Here is a 21,219-nt window from a genome sequence, read left to right as displayed (position 1 = left end):
ACGCTTAATCCACTTGAATACGCCGTTTGTCAGTTGAACTAAATTAATCAGTTGGGGAAACCCCGTTCGTGCTTAAAAACCTCTTCCTCATTTGCCTCAGTACGCTGATCAGCCTGGCAGTGCTTGAGGTGGCATTGCGTCTGTTCGATCCGCTGGGCTTTCAACCGCATAGCAGCCGCGATCTGGCAAATGTTCCTCTGGTCAATGACGAGAATTATTTCTGCACGGGTGGGCCAAAGCGTCTGATCCCACATCCAGTGGTGTACTCACGCGAAACGCCCAACCAATCCTACTTTGAGTTCCGCAACGATATCGCCACATTCGTCAAGATCAACGAACAGGGCTTTCGCGGTGTGTTCGACCCAGGTGTTGGGAAAAAACGTGTGATCGTGCTTGGAGATTCCTTCATTCGCGGCAGCTTGTCTGACGAGACGGAAACCATCCCTGCCTTGTTGTCCGAATGGTCTGCAGATACACATTTTGTCAATCTGGGCACCGGCGGCCACGGCACGCTGCAACACGCGCTGACTTATGATGAGTTCAAAGACCAGATCCCGCATGAAACGGTGCTATTGTTCATCTTCAATCGCAATGATTTGGTCGACAACATACGATTCCAAAGGTGGCAGCAAAACCCAAAGCCGATCTCGCGTGATCCGACGGCTACACAGAGACTGAAACGGGCTTTTGCAAAGCTTTACGTCGGCAAACTGGTGCTGAGTTTCAAAAGTGCTCTGTTTGATCAGAACCTGTACCCGTCGGTCCCGACCGAGATTGAAGAGGCGCTTTTGCTTCAATCCCTTGCGGACCTTTCGCAGTCCGTCGCGGATCAAGGCGCAGAGCTGATTGTGTTTTCCTTGCCCGATATCTCGGAGTTCCTGGGCAAGGATACGATCACCTTCCGGGATGACCCGGTTGGCTATTCTGACGCGGTACGTGACCTAATTGCCAGGGCCGCCGAACAAAACGGCTTTGCCTATCTGAACCTGAAACCGGGCCTTATTGAGATGTCAGAAGATCTTAAACTACCTACAGCAGAATTGTACGGCACACCGGACCACCATCTGCGGGAAATTGGCAGTTTTGCGGTGGCAAATCTGGTAGCCCGATTCCTTCAGGACAGCAACGTTGCCGCCTTTACCCCGGATACTGAATTTGTGGATCGCATGCATGTCGATCCAGCCAGTGTAGCCTGCCCCTAAGCCTCATCCGCTTCACCCAGCAGCGCAAATTTGCGCCCATGCAAAACGATATGCAGCGGGTATTCCGGCAGATGCATGGAATGCAGGCGGCGCTCGAACTCCTCGGCGTCGATATCCAACGGCAATTGCTGCATGGCTGAAAGCTCCTTCATCCTGCGCGCCTCACCGCGCCAGGCTTCGTTGCCCGAGGCTTTGATTTGATCCGTAAGAAAGGCTTCGCCACCAGCTGCGATCCCACCTATCACCTCTTGCAACAGGTGGTAGAGATACAGATGCGTGCGCGCCAGAACAGATCGCAGCCCATCCTTTGGCAATATCGGAAACCGCAAAGCTTTTATGATCGTACCGTTATCGACCTTGGTGTTGATCAGATGGGCCGTCACACCGTATTGACTCGCTCCTTCATACAGCGCGAAGTTGATGCAACCACTGCCGGGGTATTCCGGCGGGCCCGGATGGAAGTTGATCGCAGCGACCGAGGCCGCATCGATCATCGCCTGATCCAGAATAAAGTAGCTCCGAAAGCAAAAGATATACTCACCCCGCCAGTCACGCACCCAGGTAGGCAGGCCATGTCCCAAACCTTTGGATTCAACATAGCTGACGTCAAAGCCTGCAAAGTTCAGAAATTCCAGCGCCTTTTGGGTGCCGTCACAATTCTCGCGGCCAAAGAACAGGACTTTGGCGCCATTGGGATGGGTCTTTTGCATAGTTTCGTTCGTCATCACGTCCACGCGTCCAAATCACGCCCCGCCATTGTTGGGGTCTGGTTGGTCGGGACTATGACATACAAAAATCACCTGCTCTAGGGCAGGTTTGGAAAGGCCCGCACCGGTGTGGCGCGGGCCTGTTTAGTTAGTCAATGATAGCGTTCAGCGTGGCGCTGGGGCGCATTACAGCTGCCGCCTTTGCCGGGTCGGTGTGATAATACCCACCCAGATCAGCCGCAGCACCTTGGGCCGCTGCCAGTTCAGCCAGAATCTGCTCTTCCTTGGCCGCCAGTTCTTTGGCAACCGGTGCAAATTCTGCAGCCAGATCGGCATCGTCACCTTGCGCAGCCAGCGCTTCGGCCCAATAGCGCGCGAACCAATAGTGGCTATCGCGGTTGTCAGGCTGGCCAACTTTGCGGCTGGGCGATTTGTTGTTGTCCAGAATGCCTTGCGTTGCAGCTTCGGCCGCTGCGCCCAACACGCCGGCCTTGGCGTTGCCTTTACTATCAGCCAGGAAGTTTAGCGATTCACCCAAGGCGCAGAATTCACCCATCGAATCCCAGCGCAGGTGGTTTTCCTCGACCAACTGCTGCACGTGTTTCGGGGCCGAGCCGCCGGCGCCTGTTTCGAACAGCCCGCCGCCATTCATCAGCTTGACGATCGACAACATCTTGGCCGAAGTGCCCAGTTCCAGGATCGGGAACAGGTCGGTCAGGTAGTCGCGCAGCACGTTGCCTGTGATGGCAATCGAGTCTTTGCCAGCGGTTATGGTCTCCAAAGATTGACGGGTCGCCTCTCGCGGGGCCATGATCTGGAACTTGTCGGCAACGCCTGCGGCCTCAAGCGCCGGTTTGACGTATTTGATCAACTCGGCGTCATGGGCGCGGTTGGCGTCCAGCCAGAAAATCGCCTCGGATCCGGTCAGACGCTGACGGTCCATCGCCAGTTGGATCCAGTTCTCGATGGGTGCTTTCTTGACGGTGCAAGAGCGCCAGATGTCACCCTGTTCGACCTCGTGCGAATGTAGCGTTTCACCATTGGCCAGCACGATGCGGATCGTACCATCGGCAGGGGCCTGGAACGTGGTCGGGTGCGAGCCATATTCCTCGGCTTTCTGAGCCATCAGGCCAACATTGGCCACAGCCCCGGCAGTGGCCGGGTTCAGCGCACCGTTGGCTTTGAAGAACTTGATCGATTCATCATAAACCGGCGCATAGCAACGGTCGGGGATCACACAGTTGGTGTCGCCCTTGGCACCGGTCTCGTCCCAGCCTTTGCCGCCCGCGCGGATCACAGCGGGCATTGAGGCGTCGATGATTACATCCGATGGTACGTGCAGGTTGGTGATGCCACGGTCTGAGTCGACCATGTACATGGACGGGCGGTCGCCCTTGATTGCGTCAATGGCGGCCATGATGTCGACATTGCCCTGAACACGCTCCAGAAGATCACCAAGGCCTGAGTTCGGGTTCACGCCCAGTTCGTCCAGCTCGGCACCGAATTTCTCGAACACCGGGGCCAGCCACGCCTTGACCGCATAGCCAAAGATGATCGGGTCGCTGACCTTCATCATCGTGGCCTTCATATGCAGCGAGAACATGGTGCCGTCTTTTTTGGTGTCCTCGATCGCGTCCGCCAGGAACGCGGACAGAGCCTTGACCGACATGAATGTTGCGTCAGCCACGGTACCCTCAGCCAGCGGCCAGCCGTCTTTCAGAACGGTGACGCTGCCGTCCTTGCCGACAAATTCGATCTTCGCATCACCGGCTTGCCCGGCAGTGATCGTCGCCGATTTCTCGTTCGCGTAAAAGTCATTGCCCGGCATGGACGATACTTTGGTTTTGCTGTCCGAGGACCACTCACCCATCGAATGCGGGTTCTTCTGAGCGTAGTTCTTCACCGCCCGCGCCGCACGACGGTCGCTGTTGCCTTCGCGTAGAACCGGGTTCACGGCCGAGCCCTTGATCGCATCATACCGCACGCGGATCGCCTTTTCTTCGTCAGTCGAGGGTTCTTCGGGGTAGTTCGGAATGTCGTAGCCTTGCGATTGCAGCTCTTCGATGGCCGCAACCAGCTGAGGGACCGAAGCCGAGATGTTGGGCAGTTTGATGACATTCGCATCCGGCGTTTTCACCAGCTCGCCCAAGGCGGCCAGATCATCAGGGATCCGCTGCGCGTCTGTCAGGTTCTCGGGGAAGGTCGCGAGAATACGGCCCGCCAGCGAAATATCCTTGGTGCCAACACTGACACCCGCCGCCGAGGCGAACTTGCGAATGATGGGCAGAAACGACGCGCTGGCCAGTTCGGGCGCTTCGTCTACAATGGTATACAATATGTCGAAGTTCGATTTATCTGCCATATTCTTTTACCTTTTTTAAGCCTTTCGGGGCGTGCGATCCAAGAGTTGTGGCCACATCATCGCGGCGCGAGAGGGGCAGATCAATGCTACCGCCCCTGGGTGACTCTGTTTTGACAGGGCCTCCCTTAAATCAGGTTGAGGCGGGAATCAATCACCCAAGGACGTGCGATTTGCCACGGGTTGAGGGAATTGGATGCGCGTATTGCGGATTAACCGGTTTGTGGCCCGAGCTCTGAGAAGCCCATCTTCTGCTCCAGATGACGGATATGATCATCGATTGCTTTGTCGATATGCTCAGTTGAACCTGCACGGGCTTTAGGATCGACAGTCACTCCAGCACCCTCAATGACATCAAGAAGCAGTGTAGGGGCGTAGCGACCACCGCTGTCTAGATATTTCTGGTATTCCGCCTTTGCGAGTCCCGCCTTTCCCAAAGCTGCAAAAGCATGGCTTCGATATATCCATTCTGAGTTATGGCCTGTGAGGATGTAGGCGGAAACGCGGTGCCGCATCTTGCGGAAATACCCATCATCGCCCCAGCTTATCTTGTCTCCTTGCTTCGCATAAGCTTCGACATATTCTATGGCTTTTGTCTCATCGCCGATCTTCGTGTGGATAAGGGCAAATAGAAACAGACCGTCCTCCCAATCAGGCTTCAGCCTGACATAGGCTTCTGCCGCCCTCAGGGCCTTATCTAAGTCGAAACTGTGTTCCAGTTCGAAAAAGATGCGCACCCAATGAACCCAAGTGTGATCCGGCCACCGTTGCTCCGCTTTTGACAAGGATCGTACAAACTCCTCATCGGACATGTTGTTGGCCACTAGCAGCAAATATCTTGTTCCTGCGCCACGGTAACCCGCATCGATTTCAAGAACTTTTTCATATGCTGATCTCGCCGCTTCTATTTCACCCCAAGCTTCCATCTGCTTTGCGTGGTAAAAAAGGACATACTTATCATCAGGGCTGATTTGAACTGCCCTTCGAAAGTCGCTTCGCGCACCGGCTTCGTCTCCTAGTTCATTTTTGGAGAATCCACGCCAAACAAGCGTAGTAGTGTCGTCAGCCTTCAAGTCGAGCGCCTGATCCGCATCTGCAATTGCCTCTTCAAACCGACCACTTCGATAAAAGGCTTGTACACGTTTGCCGTGGTATATGTGCCGCGCTTCTGGCGGCTCGTCGCTACGCTCCAAAAGCGTGCCGCAGGCCGAGATCACCTTGCTGTATTTAGTGCCATTGTGACAGTCTATTATCTGTTTGAAATACTCGCGTTCTGAAGCAGACGGCCCACCAAACGATAAAATAAGTGTTGCGATAACAATAACCAAAGCAGCAAGACGGATGTGCATTCAAACTCCTATGTGACGGCAATACACACTCTAAAGTGGTATCTCGCTGCCATCACACAAGGCGCGCCCGACCGATTGCGCCTCAGAGGTGCCGAAAGGTCACAGTGGCTTACCTAAACCGAAGCCCCGTCTCAGGATCAAACACCATAACCCGTTCGGGATCGACCGTAATGCCAACCTTCTCACCGGTGGAGCTGCGCTGATCGTCGCGTTCTTCGACGATCAGTTTGTCGCCATTTGGCGTCAGCAAATAGGAATAAGAGACCCCACCCAGCGCCTCGGTCAGATCAACTGTACAGGTTTCGGCTGAACGGTCGATCTGGATATGTTCGGGCCGCATACCCAATGTCACCTTGTTCAGGCCAGCGGGAACCGATGCGGAGACTGGCAAAGGCTGGCTCAACGCGGGGTGCGTGACATGGCCGTCGGCATAGTCGCATTCCAGGAAGTTCATCGCGGGCGAGCCGATGAAACCCGCCACAAAACGGTTGTCGGGGTCGCGGTACAGGTCCATCGGAGCGCCTACTTGCTCGATCCGGCCATCACGCAGCACAACGATCTTGTCGGCCATGGTCATCGCTTCGACCTGATCATGGGTCACGTAGATCATGGTCGCGCCGATTTCCTGATGCAAGCGGGCAATCTCAACCCGCATCTCGACCCGCAACTCGGCGTCAAGGTTTGAGAGTGGTTCGTCAAACAGAAACACCTCGGGGCCACGCACGATGGCGCGCCCAATCGCTACGCGCTGACGCTGCCCCCCGGACAGGGCCTTGGGTTTGCGTTTCAGATACTGATCCAGCTTCAGTATGTTCGAGGCTTCTTGTACCTTCTTGTCGATCTCACCTTTGGCCACGCCGTTCATGCGCAGTCCGAACCCCATATTCTCAGCCACGGTCATATGCGGGTACAGCGCATAGGTCTGAAACACCATTGCCACGCCGCGCTTGGCAGGATCCATATGGGTCACCTCGCGTGCGCCGATATGAATTTGGCCTTCCGAAGTCTCTTCAAGCCCGGCGATCATCCGCAACAACGTGGACTTGCCGCAACCCGAGGGGCCGACAAACACACAGAACTCTCCGTCTTCGATCTGCAGATCAATGCCGTGAATGACCTGAGTCTGGCCATACCGTTTGATCGCTTGGTTCAGAGTTACACCTGTCATGTCCCTTGCATCCTGTCTTCCAGAGTGTTCGGGCGGGTCTCGGGGAACCGCCACGCCTGTGCCTCGGCCCCGATCTGTTCGGCAACGCGCCGAACCCGGGGAACCCAGGCTTCCAATTGTTCGAAATTCATTCGGTCGGTTGAGCCAGTCACAGAAATCGCACCCAGCATCCGCCCGCCGGCGGTGAGGATCGGGCAAGCGATACAGATGATGCCGGGCTCATGTTCTTCGTCATCGACGGCAAAACCACGCGCGCGAATACGGTCCAGATCAGCGCGCAGTGCCTGCTCTGACGTCAACGTCTTGTCGGTGAAACGGTGATAGCTTTGCTGCGACACGGCCTTGTTCAGCGCTTCTTCTCCCAGAAAGGCCATCATCGCTTTGCCGACGCCTGTGCAATAGGCCGGTCCGACTTTGCCGGCCTGCGAATACATCTCGACCGGCTGCGCGGCGTTGCGTTTGTCGACATACAAAACCTGGCTGGAATCGAGCTGTGCAAGATGCACTGTCTCGCCTGTTTCCCGGCTCAACGAATCCAGAAATGGCCGCGCGATCGGGGCCAAAGAGCTTTGCGTCCAGGCCACATGGGCCAGACGAACCAATCGCAAACCGGGCGTGTAGGTCTGCCGATCCGGGTCGTAGGAAAGCATGCCCTGATTGGTCAGGCTTTGCAGAAACCTGTACAGCGTCGCCTTGGGAAAATCGCTGCGGTCCAGCAGTTCCGCAAACCGAACCGGGCGTTCGAACGACGCCACCTGATCCAGCACATCACATGCTTTGCCTATTGTTCCGTCACCTGCCACGGGTGCGTTATCTCCTCCGTTTAACCCTCTCCATCCTCACGAGGGTCTTGACAAGACTAGCCGAGTCGATGTGTAGTTTTCAATATATAAAACTAGGTTTCAATATATGAAACCAAAATGGAAGCTTAAGGGAGGAAACCATGCATTCCATGTTCAAGCGCACTGCGGCTGCTCTAGCAGCTAGTGTGGCACTTGCAGCGCCCGTTGCGGCCGAGCTGACCGGCGAGCTGCGGATTTTCCTCGATACATCGAACCCGGCGCCCCGTGCGACCATGGAAGCGATGATCGAGCGGTTTGCGGCCGAGCACCCAGGGCTCGAGATCGAAACCACGGTGATCGACCGCGAAGCCTACAAGACCCAGATCCGCAACTTCCTGACGGCGGACACGCCTGATGTGGCAACATGGTACGCGGCCAACCGCATGAAGCCTTACGTCGAAGCTGGTCTGTTCGAAGACGTCTCGGACCTTTGGGCCGAGCCCGAGATTGCTGATAACCTTGCCTCGACCAAAGGTGCGATGACCATTGATGGTAAGCAGTGGGGCGTGCCGTATACTTACTACCAGTGGGGTGTTTACTACCGTAAAGACATCTTTGATGAGCTGGGCCTGAGCGAGCCGACCACCTGGGAAGAAGAGCTGGCAAACTGTCAGAAAATCGTCGATTCGGGCCGTGCCTGTTACACCATCGGCACCAAATTTCTGTGGACCGCTGGTGGTTGGTTCGACTACCTGAACATGCGCACCAATGGCTATGACTTCCACAATCAGCTGGCCAATGGTGAAATCAGCTGGGAAGACGACCGGGTTAAGCAGACCTTCGCCAACTGGAAGCAGTTGATCGACATGGGTGCCTTCATCGACAATCACCAGACCTATAGCTGGCAAGAGGCCCTGCCCTTCATGGTCAATGGGGAAGCCACCGCGTACCTGATGGGCAACTTTGCCGTAGCGCCGCTGCGCGAGGCTGGCCTGACTGATGATCAACTGGACTTCTATCAGTTCGTTGCCATCAACCCCGATGTCGAATTGGCAGAAGACGCCCCGACCGACACTTTCCACATTCCGGCCAACGCCTCGAACAAGGAAGCCGCACGCGAGTTCCTGCGCTTCGTTGTTTCGGCGGACGAACAGACCGAAATCAACAATGGTGCAAACCTGGGTCAGCTGCCTGTAAATGCGCAATCCTCGGTGGATGACGACAAGTTCCTGCAGCAGGGCTTCACCATGCTGTCGTCGAACAGCCCAGGCGGCGTTGCTCAGTTCTGGGATCGTGACGCGCCTGCGGAAATGGCCAAAGTGTCGATGGAAGGTTTCCAGGAGTTCATGGTCAAGCCGGACAATGCCGACCGTGTTCTGGCCAAGCTGGAACGTGCGCGCCAGCGCATCTACGACAACTAAACGGATCGGGCCGGGCTGAAGCCCGGCCTACCAAATAATTACAATCGCAAGGCGGGCGTCGGCCCGTCTTCATCCCACCAAACCCGGAATCCCGCCATGACCATCGCCGCAAACGCCCCAGAGCAGGAAAGCTGGTTCCACCGCAACCAACAGCGCATTGCACCGTGGTTGTTCCTGGCACCCGGCCTGCTGTTTTTTATGGTCTACGTGATCATCCCGGTCTTTCAGTCCTTCAACCTGTCTCTTTATGAATGGGACGGTTTGGGCGCGGCCGAATATGTTGGCTTTCGCAACTACGAGGACCTGTATTGGGAATGGGTTGATCGGGATGCGTTTTACATCTCGCTGAAGAATAACCTGATCTGGCTGATCCTTTATCTGGCTGCTATACCGGCGGGCCTGTTCATTGCGCTGTTTCTGAACCAGACAGTCTGGGGCATCCGACTGTACAAGTCATTGTTTTTCTTTCCTTTCGTTATCTCACAGGTTGTCGTTGGCCTTGTTTTCACATGGTTCTATGACCCGACATTCGGCTTGTTGAACGAGTTTCTAGGCTTCTTTGGCATGGGCCCTCTCAACGTGCTGGGCGATGAGAGGTTTGTGACCTATGGCATCATTTTTGCAGGCCTCTGGCCGCAGACGGCCTATTGTATGATCCTCTACCTGACCGGCCTGAATGCCGTCGACCCTGAACAGATCGAAGCCGGACGGCTGGACGGCGCAAAGGGCGGCAGGATGCTGTGGCATATCATTCTTCCGCAACTGCGCCCTGCGACCTTCATCGCCTTTGTTGTCACTATCATCGGCGCGCTGCGGTCGTTCGACCTGATCTCGATCATGACCCAGGGCGGGCCGTTCGGGTCGTCCCGCGTGCTGGCCTACTATATGTTCGAGGTCGCTCTGTCGGAGTACGGTTTCCGCATGGGCTACGGCGCTGCCATCGCGGTGATCCTGTTCCTGATTATGCTCTGCTTCATCGCCTACTTCCTGTGGTCGATGTACCGCGAAGAAAAGGGGCACTGAGATGTTTCCCAAACCCATCGAAAAACAACCCCGCGCGGCACAGATAACCTATCAGGCCATGCTGCCATTGGCGTTGCTATTGTGGCTAGGGCCGCTGCTGGCGGTTGCCCTGTTCTCGGTCAAACCCGCTGCTGACTTTACGAATGCCAACTATTGGGGAATGCCATCCAGTTTCGAAGGCGCGTTCAACTACGGACAGGTCTTCTTCAATTCAGATATGCCACGCTATCTGATGAACTCGTTCCTGATCACAATCCCGACGGTGATCGGCTGCGTCGCGCTTAGCACCATGACCGGGTTCGCGTTGGGTATCTACAAGTTCAAATCGAACATCTGGATCTTCTTCATGTTCGTCGCGGGCAACTTTGTACCGTTCCAAATCTTGATGGTACCAGTTCGCGACCTGACGCTGGAACTGGGCCTCTACAACACCAAAACAGGTCTTGTCCTGTTCCACATCGCCTTCCAGACCGGGTTCTGTACCCTGTTCATGCGCAATTTCATCCGCGCACTGCCCTTTGAGTTGATCGAGGCGGCAAGGGTTGAAGGCATCAGTGAATGGCGCATTTTCTGGTACGTTGTGCTGCCGCTGATGAAGCCTGCAATTGCCGCGCTCAGCGTGCTAATTTTCACCTTCATCTGGAACGACTATTTCTGGGCTGTGGTTTTGACCCAAGGCGCGGAAAGTCAGCCTGTCACCGCAGGTATCACCAGTTTTAACGCGCAATTCCGCGCTGCCTATCAATTGATGAGTGCCGGTTCCATCGTGGCAGCCCTGCCGCCGGTGGCCATGTTCTTCCTGATGCAAAAACACTTCATCGCGGGTTTGACCCTCGGTGCCGTAAAATAACGTCAAACCAAAGGTTTGCCTCAATGACAAAGATCGCCTTCATTGGTGCGGGCTCCACGATCTTCATGCAGAATATCGTGGGCGACGCGCTGCTGACCCCTGCGCTGGCCGATAGCCATTTCGCGCTGATGGACATCAATCCCGAACGTCTGGCCGAAAGCGAATCCGTGGCCCGCGCTATGATCCGCTCGGTCGGCACGGCCGCGACCGTTTCCACACACACCGACCGCCGCGTGGCGCTGGACGGGGCGGATTTTGTGATCACCGCGTTCCAGATTGGCGGGTACACGCCTTGCACGGTCGCCGATTTCGAGATCCCAAAACAATACGGTTTGCGCCAGACTATCGCTGACACGCTGGGTATTGGTGGCATCATGCGCGGATTGCGTACGGTTCCGGTCCTGTGGGACGTCGCGCGCGACATGATGCAACTCTGCCCCAACGCGACGCTACTGCAATACGTAAACCCGATGGCGATCAACACCTGGGCGCTGGCTGAACGTTTCCCGACCCTGAAGCATGTTGGCCTCTGCCACTCGGTCCAGAACACGGTCGAGGAACTGGCCCATGACCTAGACCTGCCCAAGGAAGAATTCCGCTACAAGGTCGCGGGCGTCAATCACGTCGCGTTCTTCCTAAAACTGGAACATCAGGGCCGCGACCTTTACCCGGCTCTGCGACAAGGATATGCCAGCGGGCGCTTGCCCAAAACTCCACTGTTGATGCCGCGCTGCCCGAACAAGGTGCGGTACGAGGTAATGGATCATCTTGGTTACTTTTGCACCGAAAGCTCGGAACATCTTGCCGAATACGTTCCGTGGTTCATCAAGGACGGGCGCGAAGATTTGATCGAGCGGTTCTCGATCCCGCTGGACGAATACCCCACCCGCTGCATCGAGCAGGTTGCAAGCTGGAAAGAACAAGCCAAGACACTGACCGATGGTCGGGATATCGAAGTCTGCCGCAGCCATGAATTCGCCGCCGACCTGATGAACGCCATCGTCACCGACGCGCCCTATGCGGCCTATGGCAACTTGCCCAACACTGGCCAAATCCCACAATTGCCCTTGGGTGCCGCGGTCGAAACCCCCTGTTTGGTAGACAGCAACGGCGTGCAGCCTTCGGTGGTTACCGATATCCCGCCACAGCTGATTGCGCTGATGCGGACACAGATCAATGTACAAGAACTGACGGTGCGGGCATTGGTTGAGCAAAAACCCGAACACATCTATCACGCCGCCATGATGGACCCGCACACCGCCGCCGAACTGGACTTGCGGCAAATCCGCAGCCTTGTCACCGATCTGCTAACGGCCCATGCCGACTGGCTGCCTGATTGGTGCCGCCCAGCTCGCGCCGCTTGAAAGGCCCCGCATATGACGAAGAAACGCCGTTCACAGCATTGGTACGGAAAACTCGACAAGGATGGCTTCATCCACCGATCGTGGATGAAGAACCAAGGCTTTCCGGATCACGCCTTTGACGGGCGTCCAGTTATTGGCATCTGCAACACCTGGTCGGAGCTGACGCCGTGCAATTCGGGCCTGCGTGATCTGGCTGAGGGCGTCAAACGCGGGGTGTGGGAGGCCGGAGGCTTCCCGGTCGAATTCCCGGTCATGTCGCTAGGCGAAACCCAGATGAAGCCCACCGCCATGCTGTTTCGCAACCTGCTGGCCATGGATGTCGAGGAATCGATCCGCGCCTATGGCATCGATGGAGTCGTCCTGCTGGGCGGCTGTGACAAGACCACACCGGGGCAGTTGATGGGTGCGGCGTCAGTCGATCTGCCCTCGATTGTCGTCAGTTCAGGACCGATGCTGAACGGCAAATATCGCGGTAAGGACATCGGCTCCGGCACCGATGTCTGGAAGTTTTCCGAGGCCGTCCGGGCCGGAGAGATGACCCTGCAGGACTTCATGAACGCCGAATCCGGGATGTCCCGCAGCGCCGGGGTATGCATGACCATGGGCACCGCATCCACCATGGCCTCATTGGTCGAGGCGATGGGCATGTCCCTGCCCACCAACGCCGCCCTGCCCGCCGTCGACGCCCGCCGCATGGCGCTGGCGCATCTGACCGGCAAGCGGATTGTCGAGATGGTGGATGAAGACCTCAAACCATCCGACATTCTGAGCAAAGAGGCGTTTGAGAATGCCATCCTCGCCAACGCAGCCGTTGGAGGTTCCACCAACGCGGTGGTTCACCTGCTCGCGTTGGCGGGTCGGGTTGGCGTGGACCTGACGTTGAAGGACTTCGAAATCGGCTCGGAAATCCCACTTCTGGTCAATTGCATGCCTTCGGGCAAGTACCTGATGGAGGATTTCTGCTATGCAGGCGGCGTGCCGGTGGTTCTGAACGAACTCAAGTCTTTCCTGCGACCGGCCAAGACGGTTCTGAACAAGGATATCTCGGCTCACTATGAAGGGGCTGAATGCTTCAACACAGACGTCATCCGCCCCTTCAACGATCCGGTAAAACCTGCTGCAGGCTTGCGTGTCCTACGCGGCAACCTTGCGCCAAACGGGGCCATCGTAAAGCCTTCGGCGGCCACAGACGAACTGCTCGAAACCGAGGCCGTGGCCTATGTGTTTGAGAGCATCGAAGACCTCAAAGCCAATATTGACCGAGACGACCTGCCGGTGACACCCGAGACCATTCTGGTCCTGAAGGGCTGCGGGCCAAAGGGCTATCCCGGCATGCCTGAGGTTGGCAACATGCCGATCCCGGCAAAGCTGGTGAAAGAAGGCGTGCGCGACATGATCCGCATTTCCGACGCCCGCATGTCGGGCACCGCCTATGGCACCGTCATCCTGCACGTCAGCCCCGAAGCGCAGGCCGGTGGCACCTTGGCGCTGATCAAAACCGGTGACCGCATCCGTATCTCGGCCAGCAAGGGCGAGATGGAACTGCTGGTCGATGAAACAGAACTGGACGCCCGCCGCGCAGCATGGCAACCGGACGATCCGCATTACACGCGCGGCTACGCGAAGCTCTATGTCGACCATGTGCTGCAAGCCGATCAGGGCGCGGACCTTGATTTCCTTGTCGGCAAAGACACTCGCCTTGTGACCAGAGAGAGCCACTGATGACCCAACCCGCTACATTCCACGATCTAAACGGGGCCTCGGTCTATATCACCGGCGGAGGCTCCGGCGTTGGTGCGGCGCTGACCGATGGGTTCCTCGCGCATGGGGCGAACGTGGCCTTCATCGGCCGCTCAGACGCCAGCGCCTTTGTCGAGGAGATGCGCGAGAAACACGGGCGCGCGCCGCTGTTTATGCAGGGTGATATGACCGACACAGAACTGCTGCACGCAACGATGCAAAAGGCAGCCGAGGCACATGGTCCACTGGATGTATTGATCAACAATGCGGCCAATGACAAACGTCATTCGCTTGAAGAGTGCACCACCGAGTTCTGGGACTGGATGATTGAGGTGAACCTCAAAGCCTACTATTTTGCCTGCCAGGAGGCAGCACGCCAGATGCAGGACAAAGGCGGTGCGATCGTCAATTTCAGCTCGATCAGCTATATCATGGGCAACGCGGGCTATCCGATCTACACGACCTCGAACGCGGGCATCACCGGCATGACACGGTCGCTGGCGCGCGAATTGGGCCCGCAAAACATCCGCGTGAACGCTCTGGCGCCCGGTTGGGTTCTAACGCAAAAACAACTGGATATGTGGGCCACGCCCGAGGATCTTGCTGCCCATCTGGACCGCCAATGCCTCAAGGAACATCTGACACCAGAGGACATGATTGCCCCAACGCTTTTTTTGTCCTCAAACGCAAGCCGTGCCATGACCGGGCAATGCATGGCCGTCGATGGTGGCGTTGTGGTATCGGGGTGAGGATATGAAGGCGGAGTGGATTGCTGTCGATTGGGGGACCTCTCACCTGCGGGCTTGGGCCATGCAGGGCGACAGTGTCGTGGACCGGGCGCAGTCCGATCAGGGCATGTCGCGCGTGGCCAAAGGTGGGTTCCAGACCGCGCTCTTATCAATAGTCGACCGATGGCTGGGCGATGCTCCGGTTGATGTCATCGCCTGCGGCATGGTCGGAGCGCGGCAAGGCTGGGTCGAGGCCCCTTATGCCGCCGTACCAGCAGAGCCGGTGGCGAGTGTCCCGGTTCGGGTGCCCAACACAGACCCCCGCATTCGCGCCTTTGTTGTACCCGGCCTGAAACAGACCACCCCGCCAGATGTCATGCGCGGCGAAGAGACGCAAATCGCCGGCTTTCTGGCTGCACGACCCAATTGGGATGGGGTTTTGTGCCTGCCCGGCACGCACACCAAATGGGTGCAACTCAGCGCGGGCGAGGTGGTCAGCTTTCGCACGTTCATGACCGGAGAGATGTTCGAGCTGCTGCGCGGGCAATCGGTGCTGAGACACTCAGTCGGCGAAGGATGGGACGATACGGCCTATGCTGAGGCGCTAGCAGACACGCTGTCAAAGCCCGAAAACCTGGCAGGTCGCCTGTTTGGTCTGCGTGCCGCTGACCTGTTGCAAGGGCAGGACGGGGCTATCGCGCGGGCGCGGCTGTCCGGCCTGTTGATTGGCGCCGAACTAGCCGCCACGCGAGCCTATTGGCTGGGTCAACAACTGGCCATCATCGGTGCAGATCAGGTCGCCAATATCTATGCGCAAGCCCTGCAACAACAGGGCGCATTTGTCGAAACCGCCGATGCCACAGAGGTCACCCTGGCCGGGTTGGCGCAGGCCCGCAACCTGACGAGGCAAACCGCATGAGTCGCCCGATCATTGCTATTCTACGTGGCTTGCAACCATCCGAGGCAGAAGCGGTTGGGCGTGTCATCATCGAAGCCGGTATCGACCGGATCGAAGTGCCTCTGAACTCGCCCGACCCGCTGGACAGCATCGGCCAATTGGCCTCGACCTTCGGAGACACAGCGCTGGTTGGCGCGGGGACAGTCCTGACTGTCGAACAGGCCGAAGACGTTGCCTGTGTGGGCGGCAAACTGATTGTTTCACCAAACTACGATGCCAAAGTGATTGCGCGCAGCGTAGAATTGAACATGCAAAGCTGGCCGGGCGTCTTCACCCCCACCGAAGCTTTTGCGGCGCTGAAGGCAGGTGCGACCGGGCTAAAACTGTTCCCCGGCGTGATGGCCGGGACATCGGGCTTGGCCGCGCTGCGCCCGGTCTTGCCAAAGGGCACGCTGGTCTACGCTGTCGGCGGTGCGGGGCCTGAGAACTTCGGCGACTGGATCGCCGCTGGTGCGGATGGGTTTGGCATCGGCTCGGCACTCTACAAGCCGGGTATGAGCCTCTCTGAAATTGCCGACCGCGCGCAACAGATCGTCAGCGCTTATGACTCGGCCATCGGATGAGTCAGGTATTTGACAATCGCCCCTGTGATTTGGGGGAAGGGCCTTTATGGCACCCGGAAAGGCAGCAGCTTTTTTGGTTTGATATCAACAACAAACGTCTGATGACCCGCGAGGCAGACGAACAAAACAGCTGGGATTTCGCGGAGCATGTGTCGGCAGCGGGTTGGGTAGATAAAGATACTCTGCTGATCGCATCCGAGACTGGGCTGTGGCGATTTTCGCTAACCAACGGTGAGAAGAAGCACGTCTGCCCGTTGGAAGCGGATAACCCCATTACCCGCTCCAATGATGGGCGCGCTGATCCGTGGGGCGGGTTCTGGATTGGAACCATGGGCAAACAGGCCGAACCACATGCCGGATCGATCTATCGGTTTTGGCAGGGTGAGCTGCGCCGTCTGGTTCCAAACGTCACGATCTCAAACGCGATCTGCTTCGCGCCCGACCGCTCTTGCGCATACTATACCGATACGACGACACAGCAGGTCATGCGTTGGGGACTGGACCCTGAAACCGGTTGGCCTGAGGGTGAGGCTTCGGTTTTTCTGGATTTCCGCGAAGAGGCATTGAACCCGGATGGCGCAGTTGTCGACGCAGCGGGCCATATCTGGATCGCACAATGGGGCGCGGCGCGGGTTGCGTGCTATGATCCTTCGGGGCAGTTTCAGCACGCGGTGACATTTGACGCCGCTCATACTTCGTGCCCCGCCTTCGGCGGCGACGATTTGAGCACGCTTTTCTGCACAACGGCCCGCGAAGGGCTAAATGCTGAGACACTTCGAGACCAACCCAGAAACGGAATGACCTTCGTTGCCCCGAATGCAGGGCAAGGTCAGACAGAGCACAGAGTCCTTTTATGAAACCCGAACTTGGCGTTTGCTATTACCCCGAACAATGGCCCGAGGCTGTTTGGGCCGAAGATGCCGCGCGCATGGTTGAGGCCGGCCTGCGCTGGGTCCGGATCGGTGAATTCGCTTGGAGCCGGATGGAGTCGCAGCCCGGCAATATGCAGTTCGACTGGCTGGACCGCGCAATCGAAACACTGGGCGCGGCAGGGTTGAAGGTGGTTCTTGGCACACCGACGGCCACGCCACCCCGCTGGATGTTGGACAAACATCCCGACATGCTTGCGGTCGATGTACAAGGGCAGCCACGTAAATTTGGGTCGCGCAGACATTATTGTTTCAGCCATGCGGGCTATATCGACGACTGCGCCCGCATTGCCCAGATCATGGGTGAACGCTACGGGCAAAATCCGCATATCGCGGCCTGGCAGATCGACAATGAATATGGCTGCCATGAAACAACGCTCAGCTACAGCGCCCCTGCTCTAGGTGCGTTTCGGCAGTGGCTGGCAGATCAGTACGGCACAATTGAAGCGCTAAACGAAGCGTGGGGCAATGTGTTCTGGTCGATGGAGTATAACCACTTCGACCAAATCGATCTGCCCAACCTGACAGTGACCGACCCAAATCCGGCTCATGTGCTCGCCTTCCGTCGTTTCAGCTCGGATCAGGTTGTGGCATTCAACAAGGCTCAGGTCGATGTGCTTAGGCCGCTGACCGATGCACCCTTGCTGCACAATTACATGGGCCGCGTGTTGGAGTTTGATCATTTTGATGTCGGGGCTGATTTGGATATCGCCACCTGGGACAGCTATCCGATCGGGTTCCTTTCGGATCGGCTGGAGGATGATCTGGACCACAAGACCAGATATCTGCAACAGGGTGATCCCGATATGCAGGCGTTTCACCATGACCTGTATCGCACAGTCGGGCACGGGCGCTGGTGGGTGATGGAACAACAGCCCGGCCCGGTGAATTGGGCCCCTTACAACCCGGCCCCCCTGCCAGGAATGGTCCGCCTATGGTCGCTTGAGGCTGTGGCGCACGGGGCCGAGGTGGTCAGCTATTTCCGCTGGCGTCAGGCCCCCTTTGCGCAGGAACAGATGCATGCGGGCCTGTTGACTTCAAACAATGCGGATGCGCCTGCGATGGCCGAAGCGCGCCAGACAGCCGATAATCTGACGGCGTTAGGCACGGTAGAACAGCAGCAAGCACAGGTTGCCATTCTGTTCGACTATGCCTCGGACTGGGCCTGGACCACACACCCGCAGGGGGCCGGGTTTGACTATTTCCGGCTTGTGTTCTCGGCCTACCGTGCCCTGCGGCGCGCCGGGCTTTCGGTAGACATTGTGTCGGCAAAAGACATTCCAAAGGGCTACAAACTGATCCTGGCACCGGGTCTGGCAACGGTGGAGGATGATCTGGAACAGCGCCTGACAGATGCTTGCGATCTTGCCATCCTCGGCCCCCGCAGCGGAGCAATTACCCATGAATTTCAGATCCCCACAACCGGACGGCCCGGCTTGGCAGGTTTGGATTGCGATGTGGAGTTGGTCGAGACAGTTCCGCCCAACATACACCGGCCCGTGGCTGGAGGCGGCACCGCGCAGCATTGGATCGAACGACTGACGGGGAACGCCACGGATGTGCTGAATTTCGAGGATGGCAGCCCCACGCTGAAAGGCGAAGGCGGACTGTGGTATTTGGCCGGGTTCCCGGATACCCAGCTTTGGGACCGTATTATTGCGATGGCCGCAGAACAAACCGGCCTGACCCTTGCGCCAATGCCCGAAGGGCTGCGCCGCCGCGACACCTCAGAGCACACATTCCTGATCAACTATAACGCCAAAACGGTAGAGTGGGACGGGCACAAGATCGCGGGGTGCGATGTGGCGATCCTGAAACGCGTACCGCCCGAACAGACGTAAATCCATTCGGGCGGTCGCATGATTTTTTAGGACCCCAGCCTAGTCGTTTTGCAAGCTGTTGGGATCAAAAACCCCTCCAAACCCACTGTTGTTCGACGGCTGGCTTTCAGTGTCCGAGCTTTCGTCACCGCTCCCGTCATCATCCCCACCTAGCGTGTTGGGGGCAAAGACATTCCCAAAACCGCTGTTGTTTGACGGCTTCGGTGCGGTTTGGGTGCCGCCTTGCTCGGCCTCTTCCGCCTCGCGCTGTTTGCGACGCTCTTCGCGTTCCTGACGCAGCTGCTGGATACGCTGTTCAGCCTCCAACTGCTTTTGCGCGCGCACATCCGCGATACATTGGCCCGGATCATAGGCGGTGGCGGTGCCAACTACAGTGATCGTCGCCACCGCAAACACCACAACCAGAACCGCAGCCATATTGCCCGAGAAGAAGCCGGGCAATTTGATCTTGCCTGCCAGTTCTTCCACAGTGGCGTTTTTGCGCGCTGCTGCGACCAGTTCCTGACGTTTCAGCTTGGCTTCGTTCAGCAGGGCAAAGAACACAGTCAGCGCCACGATGATAAAGGCCAAGGCCGAGATCGAGGGCGTAATACCGTACCGTACCTTCTGGGCCAGCTCAATGGTCAGCGTCGGGTATTCACCAAAGGTGAATGTGGTGGTGTTGTAGTTCTCGAACGACGCGAGGAACGCCAGCACCGCCGCTGATGCAATCGCCGGGCGCATGAAAGGCAGCAGTATCTTACGAAACGCTTGCGCATGGCTGGCACCCAGGTCCAGGGCCGCCTCGGTCAGCGCGATGTCATAGCGTTGCAACCGCGCCACCAGCACCAGCATGCAATAGCTGGCGATAAAGGTGGATTGGCCGATCACCGTCAGGAAGATGCCGTTTGACAGGAAGCTATCCGCCCCAAGCCCTAGCATGCGGTTGATCCGATCCCAAAACACCAGCGTCGAGATACCCAGAACCACGCCTGGGATCAGGATCGGTGCGATGATGACCGTGTAATAGGTCGCGCGCAGCTTGGGCCAGATCTGCGTCAGCATCAACGCACCCGCCAGCCCCATCGCAACCGACAGCACTACCGTACCGGCCCCAATGATCAGCGAGTTCTTGATGCCGTTCAGAATGCGTTGATCCTGAAACAGCTCTCCGAACCACTGGAAGGTCAGGCATTCCCACGGGCTCATCCTTGGAAAGCTGGGAGAGTTGAAAGCCGTGACCGACATGATCACCAGCGGCCCCAGCAGGTACAGGAAGAAGATTGCCAGATAGACCCAGATGCTTATGCGGAGGAAGGAATTGTTCATTTCCCGATATCCCCCATATTCACCTTGAACAGGCGCATCACAGCCAGCACGAACAGGATACAGGTCACCAGAAGCACGATGGCGTAGGCGGCCCCTTGCGGCCAGTCATTGTTGTCGTTGAATTGCTGATAGATCAGTTGCGTGAACCACAGACTGGACGGCCCGCCCAAGATCTGCGGCGCGGCCAGCGCACCGGCGCTCAGCATGAAGACCATCGTACAGCCGGAACTGATCCCTGGCTTGGCATAGGGAATGACAACGCGCCAGTGAATGCGCCACCAGGGGGCACCCAGATCGCGCGCAGCCTCGATCTGGTTACCATCGAGGCTCTCAATCACGTTATACATCGGGAAGATCATCAGCAGGATGTAGGCATAGCCAAGGCCCGCATAGAGCGCGATGTCATTGCGGATGAAGTCAAACGGCACATCCCAAATGCCCAGACCCATGAACAGAGTGTTCAGCACGCCGGTTTCACCGAAGATAATCCGCAGCGCAAAAGCCCGCAGGATCTCGTTGATCCAATAGGGAATAATCAGCATGATCGCGAAGATGCGGATGTGATTGCCCTTGGATTGACCCAGATAATAGGCAATCGGATAGCAGATGATCAGGTTAAAGATCGTCACGCAGACCGCCGCCAGCAGCGTGCGGAAAAACACCCTTAGGTCGACTGCGTTGTAATCCTGGCTACCACCTTCTGGCCCGTAGATCAGGTATTTATAGTTCTCCAGCGTATAGACGTCCTTGGGCCCACCGATCTCGGGCGGGGGCAGGTTCGGACGGAATGAGAAGTCCAGCATCGACAGCTGAGGCAGAATGATCAGGCCGATGGTCCAGAAGAGGACCAGACCCAGGATCAACAACCCCATGCCGGTGCCATTGCGGTTGAAGAAGTCTTTCAGAAACTGGGGCATCTGTCTGACC

18 protein-coding genes are annotated in these 21,219 nt (G+C 57.3%); 11 read left to right on the top strand and 7 right to left on the bottom strand.

Features of this window, described 5'->3' with window-relative positions; translation table 11 throughout:
* The first annotated feature begins 68 nt into the window (after positions 1-68).
* Positions 69-1,202 carry a hypothetical protein gene (locus tag ACR0EL_RS10895; protein WP_480499885.1) on the top strand — a complete coding sequence of 378 codons (1,134 nt, stop codon included), beginning with the start codon at positions 69-71 and terminating at the stop codon, positions 1,200-1,202.
* Here ACR0EL_RS10895 and ACR0EL_RS10890 read toward each other — a convergent pair.
* From ACR0EL_RS10890 to ACR0EL_RS10870, 5 genes are all read right to left on the bottom strand, one after another.
* A complete protein-coding gene (locus tag ACR0EL_RS10890; RefSeq protein ID WP_480499883.1) occupies positions 1,199-1,927 on the bottom strand; it encodes a formyltransferase family protein in 729 nt (242 codons plus the stop codon). The genes ACR0EL_RS10895 and ACR0EL_RS10890 overlap by 4 nt on opposite strands.
* A gap of 130 nt (positions 1,928-2,057) precedes the next feature.
* On the bottom strand, positions 2,058-4,271 hold the full coding sequence (locus tag ACR0EL_RS10885) for an NADP-dependent isocitrate dehydrogenase (RefSeq protein ID WP_480499881.1): 2,214 nt from the start codon (positions 4,269-4,271) through the stop codon (positions 2,058-2,060).
* 209 nt (positions 4,272-4,480) lie between these two features.
* The gene (locus ACR0EL_RS10880) at positions 4,481-5,617 is read right to left on the bottom strand and encodes a tetratricopeptide repeat protein (RefSeq protein ID WP_480499880.1); all 1,137 of its coding nucleotides are present in this window, start codon (positions 5,615-5,617) and stop codon (positions 4,481-4,483) included.
* A 109-nt stretch (positions 5,618-5,726) separates the two neighbouring features.
* Positions 5,727-6,785: an ABC transporter ATP-binding protein gene (locus ACR0EL_RS10875; protein ID WP_480499879.1), complete on the bottom strand. Its 1,059-nt coding sequence runs from the start codon at positions 6,783-6,785 to the stop codon at positions 5,727-5,729.
* Positions 6,782-7,588, bottom strand: a complete 807-nt coding sequence (locus ACR0EL_RS10870) for an IclR family transcriptional regulator (RefSeq protein WP_480499878.1) — start codon at positions 7,586-7,588, stop codon at positions 6,782-6,784. The genes ACR0EL_RS10875 and ACR0EL_RS10870 overlap by 4 nt, the downstream gene beginning before the upstream one ends.
* 140 nt (positions 7,589-7,728) lie before the next feature.
* Between ACR0EL_RS10870 and ACR0EL_RS10865 the strand changes: the two genes are divergently transcribed.
* From ACR0EL_RS10865 to ACR0EL_RS10820, 10 genes are all read left to right on the top strand, one after another.
* On the top strand, positions 7,729-8,988 hold the full coding sequence (locus ACR0EL_RS10865; RefSeq protein WP_353011232.1) for an ABC transporter substrate-binding protein: 1,260 nt from the start codon (positions 7,729-7,731) through the stop codon (positions 8,986-8,988).
* 96 nt (positions 8,989-9,084) lie between these two features.
* Entirely contained in the window at positions 9,085-10,011 is a 927-nt protein-coding gene (locus ACR0EL_RS10860; protein ID WP_170534864.1) for a carbohydrate ABC transporter permease, read from the top strand.
* 1 nt (position 10,012) lies between these two features.
* Positions 10,013-10,861, top strand: coding sequence for a carbohydrate ABC transporter permease (locus ACR0EL_RS10855; RefSeq protein WP_170534862.1), 849 nt, complete (start codon positions 10,013-10,015; stop codon positions 10,859-10,861).
* 23 nt (positions 10,862-10,884) lie between these two features.
* Positions 10,885-12,225: an alpha-galactosidase gene (gene melA / locus ACR0EL_RS10850; protein ID WP_480499876.1), complete on the top strand. Its 1,341-nt coding sequence runs from the start codon at positions 10,885-10,887 to the stop codon at positions 12,223-12,225.
* A 12-nt stretch (positions 12,226-12,237) separates the two neighbouring features.
* Positions 12,238-13,947: an IlvD/Edd family dehydratase gene (locus ACR0EL_RS10845; RefSeq protein WP_480499875.1), complete on the top strand. Its 1,710-nt coding sequence runs from the start codon at positions 12,238-12,240 to the stop codon at positions 13,945-13,947.
* Positions 13,947-14,714, top strand: a complete 768-nt coding sequence (locus ACR0EL_RS10840) for an SDR family NAD(P)-dependent oxidoreductase (RefSeq protein ID WP_480499873.1) — start codon at positions 13,947-13,949, stop codon at positions 14,712-14,714. Before ACR0EL_RS10845 ends, ACR0EL_RS10840 begins: the two co-directional genes overlap by 1 nt.
* Before the next feature lie 4 nt (positions 14,715-14,718).
* Complete coding sequence (locus tag ACR0EL_RS10835) at positions 14,719-15,612, top strand: 2-dehydro-3-deoxygalactonokinase (protein WP_480499872.1); 894 nt, start codon at positions 14,719-14,721, stop codon at positions 15,610-15,612.
* Positions 15,609-16,214, top strand: coding sequence for a 2-dehydro-3-deoxy-6-phosphogalactonate aldolase (locus tag ACR0EL_RS10830; protein ID WP_480499871.1), 606 nt, complete (start codon positions 15,609-15,611; stop codon positions 16,212-16,214). The genes ACR0EL_RS10835 and ACR0EL_RS10830 overlap by 4 nt, the downstream gene beginning before the upstream one ends.
* Positions 16,211-17,071 (top strand): SMP-30/gluconolactonase/LRE family protein, encoded by an 861-nt coding sequence (locus tag ACR0EL_RS10825; RefSeq protein WP_480499870.1) that lies wholly within the window; start codon positions 16,211-16,213, stop codon positions 17,069-17,071. The genes ACR0EL_RS10830 and ACR0EL_RS10825 overlap by 4 nt, the downstream gene beginning before the upstream one ends.
* Entirely contained in the window at positions 17,068-18,984 is a 1,917-nt protein-coding gene (locus tag ACR0EL_RS10820; protein WP_480499869.1) for a beta-galactosidase, read from the top strand. The genes ACR0EL_RS10825 and ACR0EL_RS10820 overlap by 4 nt, the downstream gene beginning before the upstream one ends.
* Positions 18,985-19,023: 39 nt before the next feature.
* Here the strand turns inward: ACR0EL_RS10820 and ACR0EL_RS10815 are convergent, their stop codons facing one another.
* Together ACR0EL_RS10815 and ACR0EL_RS10810 are read right to left on the bottom strand one after the other, a co-directional pair.
* The gene (locus ACR0EL_RS10815; protein WP_480499868.1) at positions 19,024-20,292 is read right to left on the bottom strand and encodes an ABC transporter permease; all 1,269 of its coding nucleotides are present in this window, start codon (positions 20,290-20,292) and stop codon (positions 19,024-19,026) included.
* Positions 20,289-21,209, bottom strand: coding sequence for an ABC transporter permease (locus ACR0EL_RS10810; RefSeq protein WP_480499867.1), 921 nt, complete (start codon positions 21,207-21,209; stop codon positions 20,289-20,291). The genes ACR0EL_RS10815 and ACR0EL_RS10810 overlap by 4 nt, the downstream gene beginning before the upstream one ends.
* Between the last annotated feature and the right edge of the window lie 10 nt (positions 21,210-21,219).

The sequence above is a fragment of the Ruegeria sp. AH12 genome (assembly GCF_056541465.1).
The sequence above is the reverse complement of the archived record's forward strand: the minus strand, read 5'-3'. Positions and strand labels throughout refer to the sequence as shown.